Source organism: Pseudomonas hormoni (assembly GCF_018502625.1).
In the GTDB taxonomy this organism is placed as follows: Bacteria; Pseudomonadota; Gammaproteobacteria; order Pseudomonadales; family Pseudomonadaceae; genus Aquipseudomonas; species Aquipseudomonas hormoni.
This window is the reverse complement of the sequence record NZ_CP075566.1, coordinates 3392028-3407725: the sequence shown is the minus strand read 5'-3', so window position 1 is coordinate 3407725 and position 15698 is coordinate 3392028. Positions and strand designations below refer to the sequence as shown.

At 59.1% G+C, this 15698-nt stretch carries 16 protein-coding genes; 4 read left to right on the top strand and 12 right to left on the bottom strand.

All coding sequences use genetic code 11. The features are described 5' to 3' along the window. Nucleotides 1–53: 53 nt before the first annotated feature. Nucleotides 54–986 carry a lipid A biosynthesis lauroyl acyltransferase gene (locus KJF94_RS15865; RefSeq protein WP_214377261.1) on the top strand — a complete coding sequence of 311 codons (933 nt, stop codon included), beginning with the start codon at nt 54–56 and terminating at the stop codon, nt 984–986. A 35-nt stretch (nt 987–1021) separates the two neighbouring features. Then, nucleotides 1022–2194, top strand: a complete 1173-nt coding sequence (locus KJF94_RS15860; RefSeq protein ID WP_214377260.1) for a patatin-like phospholipase family protein — start codon at nt 1022–1024, stop codon at nt 2192–2194. Between the two features lie 123 nt (nt 2195–2317). Here the strand turns inward: KJF94_RS15860 and KJF94_RS15855 are convergent, their stop codons facing one another. The 9 genes from KJF94_RS15855 to puuE all read right to left on the bottom strand — a co-directional run bounded on the left by KJF94_RS15855 (nt 2318) and on the right by puuE (nt 10455). Further along, nucleotides 2318–3103, bottom strand: coding sequence for an outer membrane protein OmpK (locus KJF94_RS15855; RefSeq protein WP_214377259.1), 786 nt, complete (start codon nt 3101–3103; stop codon nt 2318–2320). Beyond that, the gene (locus KJF94_RS15850) at nt 3100–3477 is read right to left on the bottom strand and encodes a hypothetical protein (RefSeq protein WP_214377258.1); all 378 of its coding nucleotides are present in this window, start codon (nt 3475–3477) and stop codon (nt 3100–3102) included. Before KJF94_RS15850 ends, KJF94_RS15855 begins: the two co-directional genes overlap by 4 nt. 1 nt (nt 3478) lies before the next feature. Further along, nucleotides 3479–4264 (bottom strand): outer membrane protein OmpK, encoded by a 786-nt coding sequence (locus tag KJF94_RS15845; RefSeq protein ID WP_214377257.1) that lies wholly within the window; start codon nt 4262–4264, stop codon nt 3479–3481. A 159-nt stretch (nt 4265–4423) separates the two neighbouring features. After that, the gene (locus tag KJF94_RS15840; RefSeq protein WP_214377256.1) at nt 4424–5782 is read right to left on the bottom strand and encodes a nucleobase:cation symporter-2 family protein; all 1359 of its coding nucleotides are present in this window, start codon (nt 5780–5782) and stop codon (nt 4424–4426) included. 186 nt (nt 5783–5968) lie between these two features. After that, nucleotides 5969–7261 (bottom strand): urate hydroxylase PuuD, encoded by a 1293-nt coding sequence (locus KJF94_RS15835; RefSeq protein ID WP_214377255.1) that lies wholly within the window; start codon nt 7259–7261, stop codon nt 5969–5971. A 50-nt stretch (nt 7262–7311) separates the two neighbouring features. Beyond that, on the bottom strand, nt 7312–7815 hold the full coding sequence (locus KJF94_RS15830; RefSeq protein WP_214377254.1) for an ureidoglycolate lyase: 504 nt from the start codon (nt 7813–7815) through the stop codon (nt 7312–7314). 117 nt (nt 7816–7932) lie between these two features. Next, nucleotides 7933–8928 (bottom strand): allantoicase, encoded by a 996-nt coding sequence (gene alc / locus KJF94_RS15825; RefSeq protein ID WP_008146152.1) that lies wholly within the window; start codon nt 8926–8928, stop codon nt 7933–7935. A gap of 88 nt (nt 8929–9016) precedes the next feature. Further along, a complete protein-coding gene (gene uraD / locus KJF94_RS15820) occupies nt 9017–9532 on the bottom strand; it encodes a 2-oxo-4-hydroxy-4-carboxy-5-ureidoimidazoline decarboxylase (protein WP_214377253.1) in 516 nt (171 codons plus the stop codon). Further along, nucleotides 9529–10455, bottom strand: a complete 927-nt coding sequence (puuE, locus tag KJF94_RS15815; protein ID WP_017339773.1) for an allantoinase PuuE — start codon at nt 10453–10455, stop codon at nt 9529–9531. Before puuE ends, uraD begins: the two co-directional genes overlap by 4 nt. A gap of 420 nt (nt 10456–10875) precedes the next feature. On the opposite strand from puuE, the gene uraH reads away from it, so the two are divergent. Continuing rightward, on the top strand, nt 10876–11229 hold the full coding sequence (uraH, locus tag KJF94_RS15810; protein ID WP_214377252.1) for a hydroxyisourate hydrolase: 354 nt from the start codon (nt 10876–10878) through the stop codon (nt 11227–11229). A 205-nt stretch (nt 11230–11434) separates the two neighbouring features. On the opposite strand, the gene KJF94_RS15805 is transcribed toward uraH, so the two are convergent. The 3 genes from KJF94_RS15805 to KJF94_RS15795 all read right to left on the bottom strand — a co-directional run bounded on the left by KJF94_RS15805 (nt 11435) and on the right by KJF94_RS15795 (nt 14307). Continuing rightward, complete coding sequence (locus KJF94_RS15805; protein WP_214377251.1) at nt 11435–12061, bottom strand: LysE family translocator; 627 nt, start codon at nt 12059–12061, stop codon at nt 11435–11437. Between the two features lie 79 nt (nt 12062–12140). Beyond that, on the bottom strand, nt 12141–13490 hold the full coding sequence (locus KJF94_RS15800) for an NCS2 family permease (RefSeq protein ID WP_214377250.1): 1350 nt from the start codon (nt 13488–13490) through the stop codon (nt 12141–12143). Nucleotides 13491–13851: 361 nt separating this feature from the next. Next, nucleotides 13852–14307: a MarR family winged helix-turn-helix transcriptional regulator gene (locus tag KJF94_RS15795; RefSeq protein ID WP_214377249.1), complete on the bottom strand. Its 456-nt coding sequence runs from the start codon at nt 14305–14307 to the stop codon at nt 13852–13854. Between the two features lie 82 nt (nt 14308–14389). Between KJF94_RS15795 and KJF94_RS15790 the strand changes: the two genes are divergently transcribed. Next, entirely contained in the window at nt 14390–15556 is a 1167-nt protein-coding gene (locus KJF94_RS15790; RefSeq protein WP_214377248.1) for an aminotransferase-like domain-containing protein, read from the top strand. Nucleotides 15557–15698 lie beyond the last annotated feature (142 nt).

Here is a 15698-nt window from a genome sequence, read left to right as displayed (position 1 = left end):
AAGCCGGGTCGAACGATGTAGAATGCGCGGCCATCGTCTTTCCGGAACCTTTAATGGATCGCCCGCGTTTTCAAAAAGCATTTCTGATGCCGCGTTTCTGGCCGCTTTGGTGCGGCTTGGGGTTGTTGTGGCTGATTGTTCAATTGCCATACCCGGCGTTGCTGTTTATCGGTCGCGGTCTCGGTTCATTGATGTATCGTGCGGCCGGCGACCGACGGCGCATTGCCAAGCGCAATCTGGAACTTTGCTTCCCGGAAAAATCCGCTGCCGAACGCAAACGCCTGCTCAAGGAAAACTTTGCCTCCACCGGCATCGCTTTCTTTGAAATGGCCATGAGCTGGTGGTGGTCCCGGGAGCGCCTGGCGAAACTGGCCCATGTCGAAGGGCTGGAGCATCTGAAGAAAGCCCAGCGCGACGGCAAGGGCGTGATCCTGATGGCTGTGCATTTCACTACGCTGGAAATCGGCGCGGCGTTGCTCGGTCAGCAGCACACCATTGACGGCATGTACCGCGAGCACAAGAACCCGTTGTTCGATTACATCCAGCGCTGTGGCCGCGAGCGGCATAACCTCGACTCGCTGGCCGTGGAGCGCGAAGACGTGCGCGGCATGCTCAAGTTGCTGCGGGCCGGCCGAGCGATCTGGTACGCACCGGATCAGGACTACGGCGCCAAGCAAAGCATCTTCGTGCCGCTGTTCGGCATTCAGGCTGCGACTGTGACCGCGACCAGCAAGTTTGCGCGGCTGGGCAAGGCGTTGGTGGTGCCCTTCACCCAGGAGCGTCTGGCGGATGGCAGCGGTTATCGATTGGTGATCCATGCGCCTCTCGAGGGTTTCCCCGGCGAGACCGAAGAGGCTGATTGCCTGCGCATCAATCAATGGATCGAAGGCGTGCTGCGCGACTGCCCGGAGCAATACCTCTGGGCCCATCGCCGCTTCAAGAGCCGGCCGCCGGGCGAACCCAAGCTGTACGCAAAACGCGGTTGAACCACCGATCCCTTTAAGCACCATGGAGTGTTGCGATGAGTCCTGCTGAACCGGTTACAGGGTTGATTTTATCCGGCGGCGGGGCTCGGGCGGCCTATCAGGTCGGGGTGCTGGCGGCGATTGCCGAACTGTTGCCCGTGGGGGCAAACAATCCGTTTCCGGTGATCGTCGGCACCTCGGCCGGAGCGATCAACGCGGTCAGCCTCGCCAGCGGGGCGATGGATTTCCGGGGTGCGATCGAACGTCTGACAGCCTTCTGGCAGGGGTTCCGCAGTCATCTGGTGTTGCGCAGCGATTGGCCGGGCGTGATTCGTCAGGCCAGCCGGTTTGTCAGCCACAGTTTGCTCGGCATCGGCGCTCAAGTGCCAGTGGCCTTGCTCAACAGCTCGCCGTTGCGCGGGTTGCTCAACGACAAGCTGCACATGACCGGCATCGCCGAAGCCATCGCGCAAAAGCAGTTGCAGGCCGTGGCGGTCACCGCGTTCGGCTACGAATCGGGTCAGGCGGTCACGTTCTATCAGGGCGGTGGGACCATCGACGCCTGGTTGCGTCATCGGCGAATCGGCGTGCCGACGCAATTGACCGTCGACCATTTGCTCGCCAGCTCAGCCATCCCATTGCTGTTTGCACCGGTGAAAATCGGCGAAGAGTATTTCGGCGACGGCGCGGTACGCCAATCAGCGCCGATCAGCCCGGCCCTGCACCTGGGCGCCAGTCGCGTGCTGGTGGTGGGCGTCAGCGGCAACCCGCGCGGGGTCGACCCGGAACAACCGCTGCAACGCGCCTACACCGGCCAGCAACCAACGCTCGCGCAGATCGGCGGGCACATGCTCAACAGTACGTTCATTGACAGCCTGGAAAGCGACATCGAATTGCTGCAGCGTCTGAATCAGTTCAGTCATCTGATGCCCGATGGCACGCCGACCCGTGCGCTCGGCGTAGCGCCGGTGGAAGTGCTGGTGATTTCGCCGAGCCAGCCGATCGATGAAATTGCTGCGCGTCACCGTCAGGAATTGCCGGCGGCATTGCGTCTTTTCCTGCGTGGGCCGGGGGCGACCAAGACCAGCGGGGCGGGGGTGTTGAGTTACCTGTTGTTCGAGGCGGGGTATTGCAGCGAGTTGATTGATCTGGGGCGGCGGGATGCGTTGGCCAAGCGTGAGGAGCTTTGTCGGTTTCTTGGGTTGACGGAGCCGGTGGTTTCGGCCTGAGATCGGCGGTGCGGCTATCGCTAGCAGGCTAGCTCCCACAATGGATCTTCAGTGTCACTCAGATCAACTGTGGGAGCTAGCCTGCTAGCGATGACGTCCTTGCAGACGCCACTTACAGCCGGATCAGAAGTGGAACTTGACCAGGAAACTCGTCACATTCTGATTGGTGGTAAACGCACGGGTATCGTCGATCCCGTACTTGTCCTTCCAGTAGTCGTATTCCACACCGACATACAACTGCTTCTCGCCAAAATTCAGCGCTTTACCCAAGTCATATTTAACCTGTGGGTTGAAGTGCAAGTTGGCGTGGTAGTCGCCTTTGGAGTTGGAATCGTTGTCGACTACCCAGTCCATGAACCCGTCGATCAGGATATTCGAATCGCCGACCGGGATGGTGTAAGACCACACTGGCGTGATTTGCCAGACGTTGTCACCTGCGCGCGGGCCTTCGGTATGACGCTGGTAGAAGTTCAGCTGGAAGTAGTCGAAGCCGGGAATTGCCAGGTCGAAACCCGGGCCGATCAGGTAGGACTCTGTATCGCCCTCGCCAAACTCGTAAGTCATCGCCAGCAAGACGTCTTTGATCGGGCCGAATTCGATCTTCTGGTCGAGCACCTTGCCCAGGGAAATACGTGGCTGGAATTCACCGTAGTAGGTGTTCGGGCCGACGTTGAAGTCCTTGTCGCCGTTGTAGAAGATCTTGTCGACGAAGAAGAAGTTATCCCCGTACTTCCAGGCGTCAGCGTGTTCGAACGTCACGGTCTGCTGAATCGCAGGATTGACCTTGAAGTCTTTGCCATACAGGTAAGTCAGGCTGTTGTTCTGCCATTGCAGCAAGTCGCCGGCCATGGCCTGGCCCCCGGCCAGCAAGGATCCCGCCAACATCAGGCTAGTGCACGTACGTTTCATTCGGTTGCTCCCAAAAAGTAGGTGTTCCACGTTGTTTTTTTAAGATCGGCGCTCTGGTGTGGCGCCTTTTCCTGTAGCAGTAAAAAATCATCCAGTCGGTTAGCTTCAGTGCTGTTGGCAAGCGCTGCGCCAAGGCTTTCGAATAGCAAAAAAACTCCCGTTCGGCGACTCAAGAGCAGTCGATTGAGAGGGGGGTTGGAATGCCTTGTTACCGTCCAGGGCCGGGATAAGTTGGCTTTCTGGTCAGGAATTAAATCCGGGCTTTTTTTTAAAGCGGATTCGGGCGGCCGCGGAGAATACTGACTCCTTGGCCAGGTCTCAAGTGCCCCGCAACAGCGCACCGACGACAGGTTTGAAGCACGGTTGCGGGCCATCTTAAAAGTGCACCTTCACCAGCAGGCTGGCGGTGTTTTGGTGGGTGTCGAGGCTGGCGCTGTTTTCGACGCCGTACTTGTTCTTCCAGTAGCTGTATTCGGTGCCGACGTAGAACTGTTTCTGACTCCAGCCCAGCGCTTTGCCGAGGTCATATTTGATCTGCGGATTGATGTGCAGGTTGGCGTGGTAAGTGCCGCGAGCGTTCTGATCGTTATCCACCACCCAGTCCATGTAACCATCGATCAACAAGTCCGAGTTGCCCAAGGGAATGCTGTAGGACCAGGCGGGCGTGATCTGCCAGACACCATCGCCGGGGCGCGGGCCTTCGGTCTGGCGGCGATAGAAGTTCAATGTGAAATAGTTGAAGCCCGGCACTGCAAGGTCGAAACCGGGGCCGATCAGGTAGGCCTCGCTGTCGCCTTCGCCATACTCATAGGTCATGGCCAGCAGCACGTCCTTGATCGGGCCGTATTCGAAGCGGCGGTCGAGGATCTTGCCTAAGGAGAGGCGGGGGCTGAACTCGCCGTAGAAGGCGCGCGGGCCTTTGTTGCGGTCTTCCTCGCCGTTGTAGAAGATCTTGTCGACGAACAGGAAGTTGTCGCCGTACTTCCATTTGTCGGCGTGCTCGAACGTCACCGTCTGCTGGATCGACGGGTTGATCGCGAAATTCTTTCCGTACAAATAGCTCAGGCTGTTGGTCTGCCACAGCAATAAATCGCCGGCCATGGCTTGGCTGGCAGCCAGCAGGCCACCGACCAACAGCAGGTTTGTATGAGTCCGAATCATCTGTTGCTCCCTCTTGTTTTTATTTTTTGAGGCACAGGCAGCCCTGACCTGTGGGAGCGGGCTTGCTCGCGAAAGCGGTGTGTCAGTCAACAAAGATGTTGAGGCTGAAGGCCCATTCGTGAGCAAGCTCGCTCCTACAGGTGGCTGTGTAATTACCTGTCAGTGCGAGTGAGCGTGGCAGTCGTTGATCGCCGCGCGTTCGGCGCCGCCGAGAATGTTGAACAACAGGTTCAGCATCAGGGCGCTAAGGGTGGCCATGGCAATTCCGCTGTGCGTGATCGGACTCATCCACAATGGCAGGTGCGCAAAAAACTCCGGACGCACCACCGGAATCAGCCCCATGCCGATGCTCACTGCCACCAGCAACTGGTTGCGACGGTCACCGATGTCGGCCTCTTGAAGAATCTTGATCCCGGTGGCGGCGACCATGCCGAACATCGCAATCGCAGCGCCACCGAGTACGGCGGGGGGAATCGAGGCCACCAGGAACGCTGCTTTGGGCAGCAGACTCAGCACGATCAGCAAACCGCCGGCGACGATGGTCACTGAGCGGCAGCGCACACCGGTCATCTGCACCAGACCGATGTTCTGCGCGAACGAGGAGTGGGTGAAGGTGTTGAAGAACCCGGCGAAAAACGACGCGCCGGCATCACACAACAGGCCGCGACGCAGCATCCGCGGGCAGACTTCCTGACCGGTGATTTTGCCCAGCGCGAGGAACATCCCGGTGGACTCGACGAAGATGATCACGACCACCAGGCACATCGAAAGAATCGGCGCGAGTTCAAACTTCGGCATACCGAAGTGCAGCGGGGTGACGATTTGCAGCCAGGGCGCCTGAGCCATGCCGCTGAGGTCGACCATGCCGATCACACCGCAGATCGCATAGCCGAGGCACATGCCGATCAACACCGAAATGTTGACCCAGAAACCGCGCATGAAGCGATGAACCAACAGGATGGTGGCCAGCACCAGCGCGGCGATGGCCAGGTAAATCGGTGAACCGAATTGAGCGGCGCCAGCGCCGCCGCCCGCCCAATTAACCGCCACGGGGAACAGCGATAATCCGATCGAGGTGATGACCGTGCCGGTCACCAGCGGCGGGAAGAACCGAACGACTTTGGACATGAACGGCGCGATGATCATGCCGAAGAACCCGGCGGCGATGGTCGCGCCGAAGATTCCTTGCAGACCGATGCCCGGCATGCCGGCCATGGCGACCATGCTGCCGACCGCGGCGAAACTGGCGCCCATCATCACGGGCATGCGAATGCCCATCGGGCCGATGCCCAGCGATTGCACGATGGTGGCGATGCCGGCGACCAGCAGGTCGGCGTTGATCAGGAAGGCGATTTCTTCACGACTCAGGCCTGCGGCCTGCCCGATGATCAGCGGCACCGCGATGGCTCCGCCGTACATCAGCAAAACATGTTGCAGACCGACCAGGATCAGTTGCAAAAGGGGCAAACGCTGAATGGCGGGTGCGTCGGGGATGCGCGCTTCGGATAGCTCGGACATGCAACACCTCGGATCTTTTTTATTCTTGTGATTTTTGTATCAGGGAGACCTGTGGCGAGGGAGCTTGCTCCCGCTGGACTGCGCAGCAGTCCCCTTCTTTCCAGATAGAAAGGGGGGCCGCTTCGCGACCCAGCGGGAGCAAGCTCCCTCGCCACAAAAGCCCGCTTTCACAGGCTTTTGTGTTGCTTAGTTGGTCGGAGCTCCCTGAACAATCCACGCGCCGATCAGGTCACGTTCCTGCTGGGTCATCTGGGTGATGTTGCCCAGTGGCATGATCTGGCTGGTGACGGCTTGCGCCTGGATGCGCGCCGCGTTCTGGCGGATCTGCTCGGGGGTATCGAACATCACCCCGGCCGGTGCCGCGCTGAACAGCGGGCTGGTGGGTTTGGCCGAATGGCAAACCGAGCAACGTTCCTGGATCACGCTGTGGACCTTGTCGAAACTCGGGCCGGCGTTTGACGCCTGGACCGGTGCTTCAGCAGGTTTCGCAGCGGCAGGTTTGGCACCACCACCGAGTGCAGTTTCCGGCAGCGGTTGGTACTCGATGGTGCCAGGGGCCTTGGCTACTTCCGGTGCGCTCGGCATCTGCGCCGGGCCTGTCACGTAAGCCAGGCAGATCATGCCTACGGCTGCGACGGGCAGGGTCCAGGCGAACTTGTGGCTGTCGTGACGGGTGTTGAAGTAGTGACGCACCAACACCGCCAGCACCGCGATCCCGGCCAGGATCAGCCAGTTGTACTGGCTGCCGTAGGTGCTCGGGAAGTGGTTGCTGATCATGATGAACAGCACCGGCAAGGTGAAGTAGTTGTTGTGACGCGAACGCAGCAAGCCCTTGGCCGGCAGCGCCGGATCCGGCGTGCGGTTCTCGGCGATCGCCGCCACCAGTGCGCGCTGCGCCGGCATGATGATGCGGAACACGTTGCCGACCATGATGGTGCCGATGATCGCGCCGACGTGCAGGTACGCACCACGACCGCTGAACACCTTGCTGAAGCCGTAAGCGGCGCCAATGATCAGCACGAACAGGATGAAGCCGAGCAGGGCAGGGCGTTTGCCCAGCGCCGAGTCGCAGAGGAAGGAGTAGACGAGCCAGCCGACGAACAACGAAGCGATGCCCAGTGCGACCCCTTCAGGGCCGGTCAGGCTGCTGCCCGGTGCCAGCAGGTACAGCGTCGGGTTGGAGTAGAACACCACGCACAGCAGCGCGATCCCCGACATCCAGGTGAAGTAGGCTTCCCATTTGAACCAGTGCAGGTTGTCCGGCATGGTCGGTGGGGCCAGTTTGTATTTTTCCAGGTGATAGATACCGCCGCCGTGGATCGCCCACAAATCACCGGCCAGACCGCTTTTCGGGTTGACCCGATTGAGGTTGTTCTCCAGCCAGACGAAATAGAACGACGCACCGATCCAGGCCACGCCAGTAATCATGTGAACCCAGCGCACGCTCAGGTTCAGCCATTCCAACAGATGTGCTTCCACAGTCTTTACCTCTCGCCTGTCACTCTGTTGTCGAGTGATCAGACCTTCTCTTATTGGTGGGGGGCGAGGATCAAACGCTCATCCTCTTTGAAAAAATGCTCATCGCAGTTATTGCCTGTGCCACTGCGATCAACCACCAGGAAGTCATCCCGCTTTTCGATCGTCAGCACCGGATGGTGCCAAACGCCGCGATGGTAATTAATGCCCTGCCTGCCGTTGGTGACGAAGGCGCGGACCAAGCCTGATACAGGTTCATCGCCAAGGGGCGCGACCACGATCAGAAAAGGGTTGCCGAGCAGCGGAATGAAAGCCTGGCTGCCCAGCGGGTGACGCTCCAGCATGCAGACGGTCAGTGGCATGTCCTGCGCGTCGGCGCTGAAAATGCTGATGATCGCCTTGTCCTCTGGCGTGGCGGTTTCCACCGTCGCCAGTTTGTGGAAGCGCATGGTCGAACCGTTGTTGATCATGAAGTGATCGCTGCCGTCGGTTTCGATCACGTCACCGAAAGGGGCGAAGGCTTCTTTGGTCAGCGGTTCAATCGTCAGTGTGCGCATGCTGTTTTTATCCGAATTCTTTGTTGTTGGTTCTATTGCTATCGCAAGCAGGCTAGCTCCCACATTTGGAATGCATTCCCCTATGGGAGCCAGCCTGCTAGCGATTGGGTTCACCGTTTATTTAGCGACCTTGCCCAATACGCGCAGGCGGCTCACACCACCGTCCGGGAACACGTTCAGGCGGATGTGGGTAATCGGGCCCAGCGCCTTGATCTGCTCGGCGAAGGTGTGTTCGGCGTGCATTTCCAGTTTCTGCGCCGGCAACAGTTCACGCCAGAACAGCGATTGAGTTTCGATCTGGCTGTCGGTGCCGCCCTTGACGAACGCGCCCTGGATGGAGCATGTGTCCGGGTAGTTGCCCTTGAAGTGCAGGGTGTCGACGATGACTTTCTCGATCTCGCCGGCATGACCCAGCGCGACGATCACCCAGTCATTGCCCGGCGTACGACGACGCGCCGTTTCCCAGCCATCGCCCATATTGATGCCACGGCCCGGGTTGAGGATGTTGCTCATGCGACCGAAGTGTTCGTCGGAGCAGGCGAGGGCGCGGCCACCGTTGAGGGCTGCGGCCAGGTCAACCTGCTCGTTGTCGCCGACAGCGGACCAGTCGCGGAACGGAATACCGTACACACGCAGACGGGCCACGCCACCATCCGGGTAGATGTTGAAGCGCAGGTGGCTGAAGGCCTGATCGTTGCTGATTTCGTGATAGTGGTGGCTGTTGCCTTGCAGCTCGACGGCCGACAGCACTTCAGTCCACTGGGTGTTTTCGTCCGGCTCGCCCGAGGCGAGGAAGCAGGCTTCCAGCGAAGCCGACGGCGGGAAGTTGCCGGTGAAGAATGAAGTGTCGATGTCCACGCCTTTGATCGAGCCCGGTACGCCGAGGCGGATCACGGCGCTGTCGTAGCCTTCGAAGCGCTTGCGGCGCGACTCCCAGCCGTCCATCCACTTGCCGTTGTCATCGAACACGCCCTCCTTCCACACGGCCGGGGTCGGTTGGAACAGACGGTTGGCGTCTGCGAACCAGTCATCGGTGACCGAGATGATTTTGGTGCCCAGGCGGGCGTCGGCCAGGTTGACGAACTTCTCGAAAGGTACGGCGTAAGCTTTCATTCTTCTTGTCTGCCTTTAATTAGTTGGCTTGGGATGCTCTCAGGGCCCTGGGCGATGTATGCGTTCAGTGTCGCTCGGGCCAAGGTCGCTATAGGGTCAGTAATCGGAACAGAGCGATCTTGTTGATCTCCGCCAGCGCGCATTTGAATTCGGTGTCTGCCGAGTTGTGAATGCGCGTTTCGAACGCTGCGAGGATCTGATGCCGGTTGCTGCCTTTTACCGCCATGATGAAGGGAAACTTGAACTTGGCTTTGTAGGCGTCGTTCAGCTCGGTGAAGCGAGAAAACTCTTCGGCCGTGCATTGGTGAATACCGGCGCCAGCCTGTTCATTGGTGCTGGCTTCGGTCAGTTGGCCCTGAACGGCAGCTTTGCCGGCCAGGTCCGGGTGAGCATTGATCAGGGCCAATTGGCTTTCGTGATCAGCACTCAACAGGATGTCGCTCATGCGCTGGTGCAGGGTTTCGATCTCGTCGATCGAGGCGTCCTGGCCCAGGTCGAAGGCCTTCTCGGCCACCCATGGCGAATGTTCGTAGATGTCGGCGAAAGCGGCGACAAATGCGTCGCGGCTCAGGGTCGAGGGTTTCAGTGTCTGGAAGTGGCTCATTTCGCAGCCCCTTGGTACGGGTGGGTTTCGTGCCAGTGGCGAGCGATGTCGACGCGACGGCTGAACCACACCTGTTCATGACTTTTAGCGTATTCGATAAAGCGCTTGAGCGAGGCCAGGCGCGCCGGACGGCCGATCAGGCGGCAGTGCAGGCCGATCGACAACATCTTCGGTGCTTCGGCGCCTTCGGCGTAGAGCACGTCGAACGCGTCTTTGAGGTATTCGAAGAAATCGTCACCCTTGTTGAACCCCTGGACCTGGGTGAAACGCATGTCGTTGGTGTCCAGCGTGTACGGGATCACTAGGTGCGGCTTGCCGGTCGGGTTGTTCGGTTCCCAGTAGGGCAGGTCGTCGTCGTAGGTGTCGCTGTCGTAGAGGAAACCGCCTTCTTCCATTACTAGCCGGCGGGTGTTCGGACCGGTGCGGCCGGTGTACCAGCCCAGTGGGCGCTCGCCGGTAATTTCTGTGAGGACGCGGATCGCTTCGAGCATGTGCTCGCGTTCCTGCGCTTCGTCCATGTACTGGTAGTCGATCCAGCGGTAGCCGTGGCTGCAGATTTCGTGGCCGGCATCGACCATCGCGCGGATCACGTCCGGGTGGCGCTGGGCGGCCATGGCCACGGCGAAGATGGTCAGCGGAATGTCGAATTCCTTGAACAGTTTCAGAACCCGCCAGACGCCAGCGCGGCTGCCATACTCGTAAAGGGATTCCATGCTCATGTTGCGCTCGCCTTGCAGCGGCTGCGCCGAGACCATTTCAGAAAGGAAGGCTTCGGATTCTTTATCGCCGTGCAGGATGTTGCGCTCGCCGCCTTCTTCGTAATTCAGGACGAAGGACAGGGCGATGCGGGCATTGCCCGGCCAGTGTGGGTGAGGAGGGTTACTGCCGTAACCGATCAGGTCGCGTGGGTAGTCAGCGCTCACTGCAGTCTTCCTTCTTATTCGTTGACAGTTTGTGTGGCGTGCCTGCAAGTGGGAAGTCAGGCTGGCGTCACAGCGATGGGCTGATTGTATACAACTTTATATCCACTTTGTAAGCCTGAATTTTCGCATTTTTCATCGGCTGTCATCTTCACATGTTATTGCAAGAAACCTGCCTGATTGGTCAGCTAATGGATGGAAGGTCCTTGGATCGTATAGTTTGCCGACGGATTCGTTGGCAAATCCCGAATGGTGGCGGTAGCGCTAAAAATGTCGTTTTTATTGTGTACAATTTTTATGAAAAGTGTCTTAATCAGTCGCTCGCCGCAGCTTTTCGTGCTCCGAATCGGTGCGGTCTCCTTTTCAACTGACTTCGGGAGGCGCGAGGTCTGACTGCTCCACGCAGGCAGGCACGCAGAATCAATGGGACGTTTGACTACACACGTTTTGGACGCTGCACACGGTTGCCCGGGCAGCTCGATCAAGGTCGAGCTGTACCGCGTTGAAGGTTCGCAACTGGAATTGGTCGCCAGTGCGATGACCAACAGCGATGGCCGTGTCGATGCACCGTTGCTGCAGGGCGATGACTATCGCACCGGGGTCTATCAGCTTCAGTTTCATGCGGGCGATTACTACCGCGCCCGTGGCGTTCAGCTGCCGGAGCCTGCGTTCCTGGACGTGGTGGTGCTGCGGTTTGGCATCTCTGCAGAACAGGATCACTACCATGTGCCGCTGCTGATTTCGCCCTACAGCTATTCCACGTACCGCGGCAGCTGATCCCCCAAGCAGCTGTCTCCTCCGAGAAGCGACTGCGCATATAGCTTCTTTGGTCTTTCGCCCGCTCACACTGCGGGCTTTTTTTCGTCTGGAGAAATGTGGCGTCCGTGCAGACGTAATCGCAAGCAGGCTAGCTCCCACACTGGATTTGCGGCGTTCAACAAATCCCCCTGTGGGAGCTAGCCTGCTAGCGATGCTTTTGCCTTTAGCGGCTCAGCAATGAAACCGCACCCGCACCACTGAACAACCCCGCACTCACCCGGTTAAACCAGCTCTGGCCCTTGCCACTGCGCAAATACCGCGCCGCGCCATGCGCACCCAATCCGTAAGCCAGTTTGCACAGCAGATCCAGCACGGTCCAGGTGGCAATCATCACCAGCAACTGCGGCAGGAACGGTTGCTCAGCGTTCAAGAACTGCGGCAGGAAAGCGGCGAAGAACAGAATGTCTTTAGGATTGCTCGCACCCAAAACAAAGGCGCGCCCGAATAGGGCACGAAAGCGTGGTGCCGCAGCAGCCTGAGGCACTTCGGCGCCTACCGATGGCTGGCGCGATTGCTGCCAGCTCTGCCAGGCGAGGTAGAACAGGTACAACGCACCGACGATTTTCAGCGCGCTGAACAGCTGTTCCGACGCCAGCAACAACGCGCCCAAACCCAGGGCCGACGCGCTGAGCAAACAGATCGAAGCAAATACGCCACCCAGAAACGCCGGGTAAGAACGACGCAAACCGTAATTCAGACTGTTGCTGATCATTAGCAAAGACAGGGGCCCCGGGATCAGGATCACCACCAGCGCAGCGCCGCTGAACAGCAGCCAGGTTTCCAGACTCATCACTTGCCTCCATTTGTGCAAAAGCCCCACCCGACGGGGTGAGGCTGTTTTGAAACACTGTTTTTGAAACGTAGAAGGCTTACAAGAAAATGAACTTGGCGATGAAGATCGCGCAAAGCACCCACAGACTGACGGAAATTTCCTTGTACTTACCGGTGCCGGCCTTCAGCGCCACGTAGGTGATGAAGCCCAGCGCGATTCCGTCGGCGACCGAGAAGGTCAGCGGCATCATGATCGCGGTGACGATCGCCGGAATGCTGTCGGTCGCTTCGTCCCACTCGATGTGCGCCATGCCGCCCATCATCAGCATTGCTACATAAATCAGCGCGCCGGCGGTGGCATAGGCGGGGATCATGCCAGCCAGCGGTGCGAAAAACATCGCTGCAATAAATAGCACACCTACGGTCACTGCGGTAAGACCAGTCCGACCACCCGCGGCGACACCCGCGGCACTTTCAACGTAGCTGGTGACTGGCGGAACACCGACCACCGCCCCGAATACGCTGGAGGCGCTATCGGCTTTCATGGCACGGGAAAGGTTTTCGATCCGCCCGTCCGCGTTCACCAGGTTGGCGCGCTGGGCGACGCCCATCAGGGTGCCGGCGGTGTCGAACATGTGCACGAAGAGGAAGGCCAGCACCACGCTGATCATGCTGACGTTGAACACGCCGGCGACGTTCATGGCCATCCAGGTCGGGGCCAGGCTCGGCGGTGCCGACATGATCCCTTCGTAATGCACCAGGCCCAGGCCCCAACCAGCCAGCGTCACGGTGATGATGCTGATGAGGATCGCACCGAAAACCTTGTGGTAGCTGAGCATGGCGATCATCAGGAAACAGATGGCGGCCAGCAGCGGGCCGGGTTCGCGCAACGAGCCAAGCTTGATCAGGGTGGCCGGGCTATCGACGACGATACCGGCGGTTTTCAAGCCGATCAGCCCGAGAAACAGACCGACCCCCGCGCCCATCGCAAAGCGCAGGCTCACCGGAATGCTGTTGAGTAGCCATTCACGGATCCGGGAAAAGGTCAGGAACATGAACAACACGCCGGAAACAAACACCGCGCCAAGGGCGGTTTCCCAGTTGTAGCCCATAGTGCCGACCACGGTGTAGGTGAAGAAAGCGTTCAAGCCCATGCCCGGTGCCAGGCCGACCGGCCAGTTGGCGTACAGACCCATCAACAGGCAGCCCAGCGCGGCGGCGATGCAGGTGGCGACGAACGCAGCGCCGTGATCAATCCCGGCGTCAGCCATGATGTTGGGGTTGACGAAGATGATGTAAGCCATGGTGATAAAGGTTGTCAGACCGGCAATCAGCTCGGTCTTCACCGTGGTGCCATGCAAGCTGAGTTTGAAGATGCGCTCCAGCCAGCCAGTGCGTAACGGCGGCGAGAGTTCCAGCGTCGAGGCTTCGGATTTGCGGCTTTCCACAGCGAGTACTCCTCAAGAGTTTTATTGTTATTTCCAGGGCCGGACCCATGAGGGTGGCAGCGGCCCTTTGAGGCATTCGCGAATTTGTTGACCGCTTGGTCAGGAACTCGCACGCAGTGGATTATGCTTTTGTATACAAATAATGCAAATAATGTTTTTGATTTTGTAGACGAAAAAAATGGCAGGCGGGGTATATGGATAAGAAATGTAATGTGCAGCGAGCTTTTTGTGGCGAGGGAGCTTGCTCCCGCTGGGGCGCGCAGCGGCCCGACTCAGGCGCTGGTAATTTTTCAGGCATTGCGGCGTTATCGTTCTTTACGACTGCTGCGCAGCCGAGCGGGAGCAAGCTCCCTCGCCACAGTCAGGCGTCGTCCCGGTCAATTCTTGTTACTTCCCCTAACGCGAGATTCACCGCCAACCACCCATTCACCGCCACCTCCCCAGCCTCGGCAAACACCCGCTCCAGCAATTTCACCTGCTCACGCCGCAACGACTGTTCGAACCGTGCGCCGTCCACGGTCAGTTCCAGCAAGCGCTTGCGCTTGTCCGCCTCCGAGGCGACGCTGTTCACCAAATGCATTTCCACCAACTGGCGCAGTGGAATGTTCAACGCCTGCTTGCTCACACCCAGCAACGCCAGCAATTCCTTGACGCTCAGGTTCGGGTAACGGGCAATGAAAAACACGATGCGTTGATGCATCCGGCTCAAGCCGCGACGCTCGAGCATTTCGTCGGCCTTGGCAGTGAACGCCTGATAGCCGAAGAAAAACGCTTCCATGGCCTGCTGTTGGGAGGCGGGATTTTTAAGGTCAAGCATATTGACGTATCCGTTCGGGTTGTCGTAATTTCGGTCAACCAGTTTGACTCATTTTCCTCAGGCCTCGCTACCGGTGACCCCCATGGCTTTTTCCGAACGTGTCTCGCGCCTTAAAAGTTCTCTGATCCGTGAAATCCTTGCGGCGGCCCAACGGCCGGAAGTGATGTCGTTCGCAGGCGGCCTGCCGGCCGAAGCCATGCTGCCGAAGGTCGAGTGGGCCGACATGCCGCTGTCCATGGGCCAATACGGCATGAGCGAAGGCGAGCCAGCGCTGCGTGAAGCGCTGGCGGCGGAGGCACGAGCACTGGGTGTGCCGTGTGAGGCGAGCCAGGTGCTGGTGGTCAGCGGTTCCCAGCAAACCCTCGATCTGGCAGCGAAGCTCTACATCGACAAAGGCACCGAGATCCTGCTTGAAGCGCCGACTTATCTCGCGGCATTGCAGATCTTTCAGCTATTCGGCGCCGACTGCATCACCGTCCCGCTGGAGGCTGATGGTCCGAACCTGACGCAACTGCGTGTACGCCTGGAAAAACACCGCCCGGGGTTCATCTACCTGATCCCGACCTTCCAGAACCCGTCGGCCGTGCGCTACAGCGAAGCCAAGCGCGACGCTGTGGCCGCCTTGCTGGATGAGTTCGGCGTCACCCTGATCGAAGACGAGCCTTACCGCGAGCTGACTTTCGACGGAGGCTGCGCCACGCCGATTGTCAGTCGTTTGAAAAAGGCCAGCTGGATCTACACCGGCACCGTGTCGAAAACCTTGTTGCCGGGGTTGCGCGTCGGTTACCTGATTGCCAGCCCGGACCTGTTTCCGCACTTGCTGAAGCTCAAGCAATCGGCTGACCTGCACACCAATCGGGTCGGCCAGTGGCAGGCGCTGCAATGGATCGGCACAGAGAAATTTCAGCATCACCTGAGTGAATTGCGGGACTTCTACCGCGTTCGGCGGGACGCATTTCAGTCGGCGCTGGAAACCCATTTTTCTGATTTGGCCGATTGGAACGTGCCGCAGGGTGGGCTGTTTTTCTGGCTGACGTTGAAGCAACCGCTGGATACGCGGACGTTGCTCAAAGCGGCGTTGGCGGCGGATGTTGCGTTCATGCCGGGTGAGCCGTTTTTCCCTGAGCCGGACAAACATCCGGGGCATCTACGCCTGAACTTCAGCCATATCGATCCGGTGCGGCTGGATGAAGGGTTGAAGCGATTGGCGGCGGTGGTGCGTCAGGCGCAGGCTGCGAAAGCGGCCTGAGGGGAGGGCAGAAACAAATAAACCGGCCATTGGGCCGGTTTATTTTTGTCTGGATTTTGTGGTGTTAGGGCGGACGCATTCGCGGGCAAGCCTCGCTCCTACAGGAATCCGCGTTCTCCTGTAGGAGCGAGGCTTGCCCGCG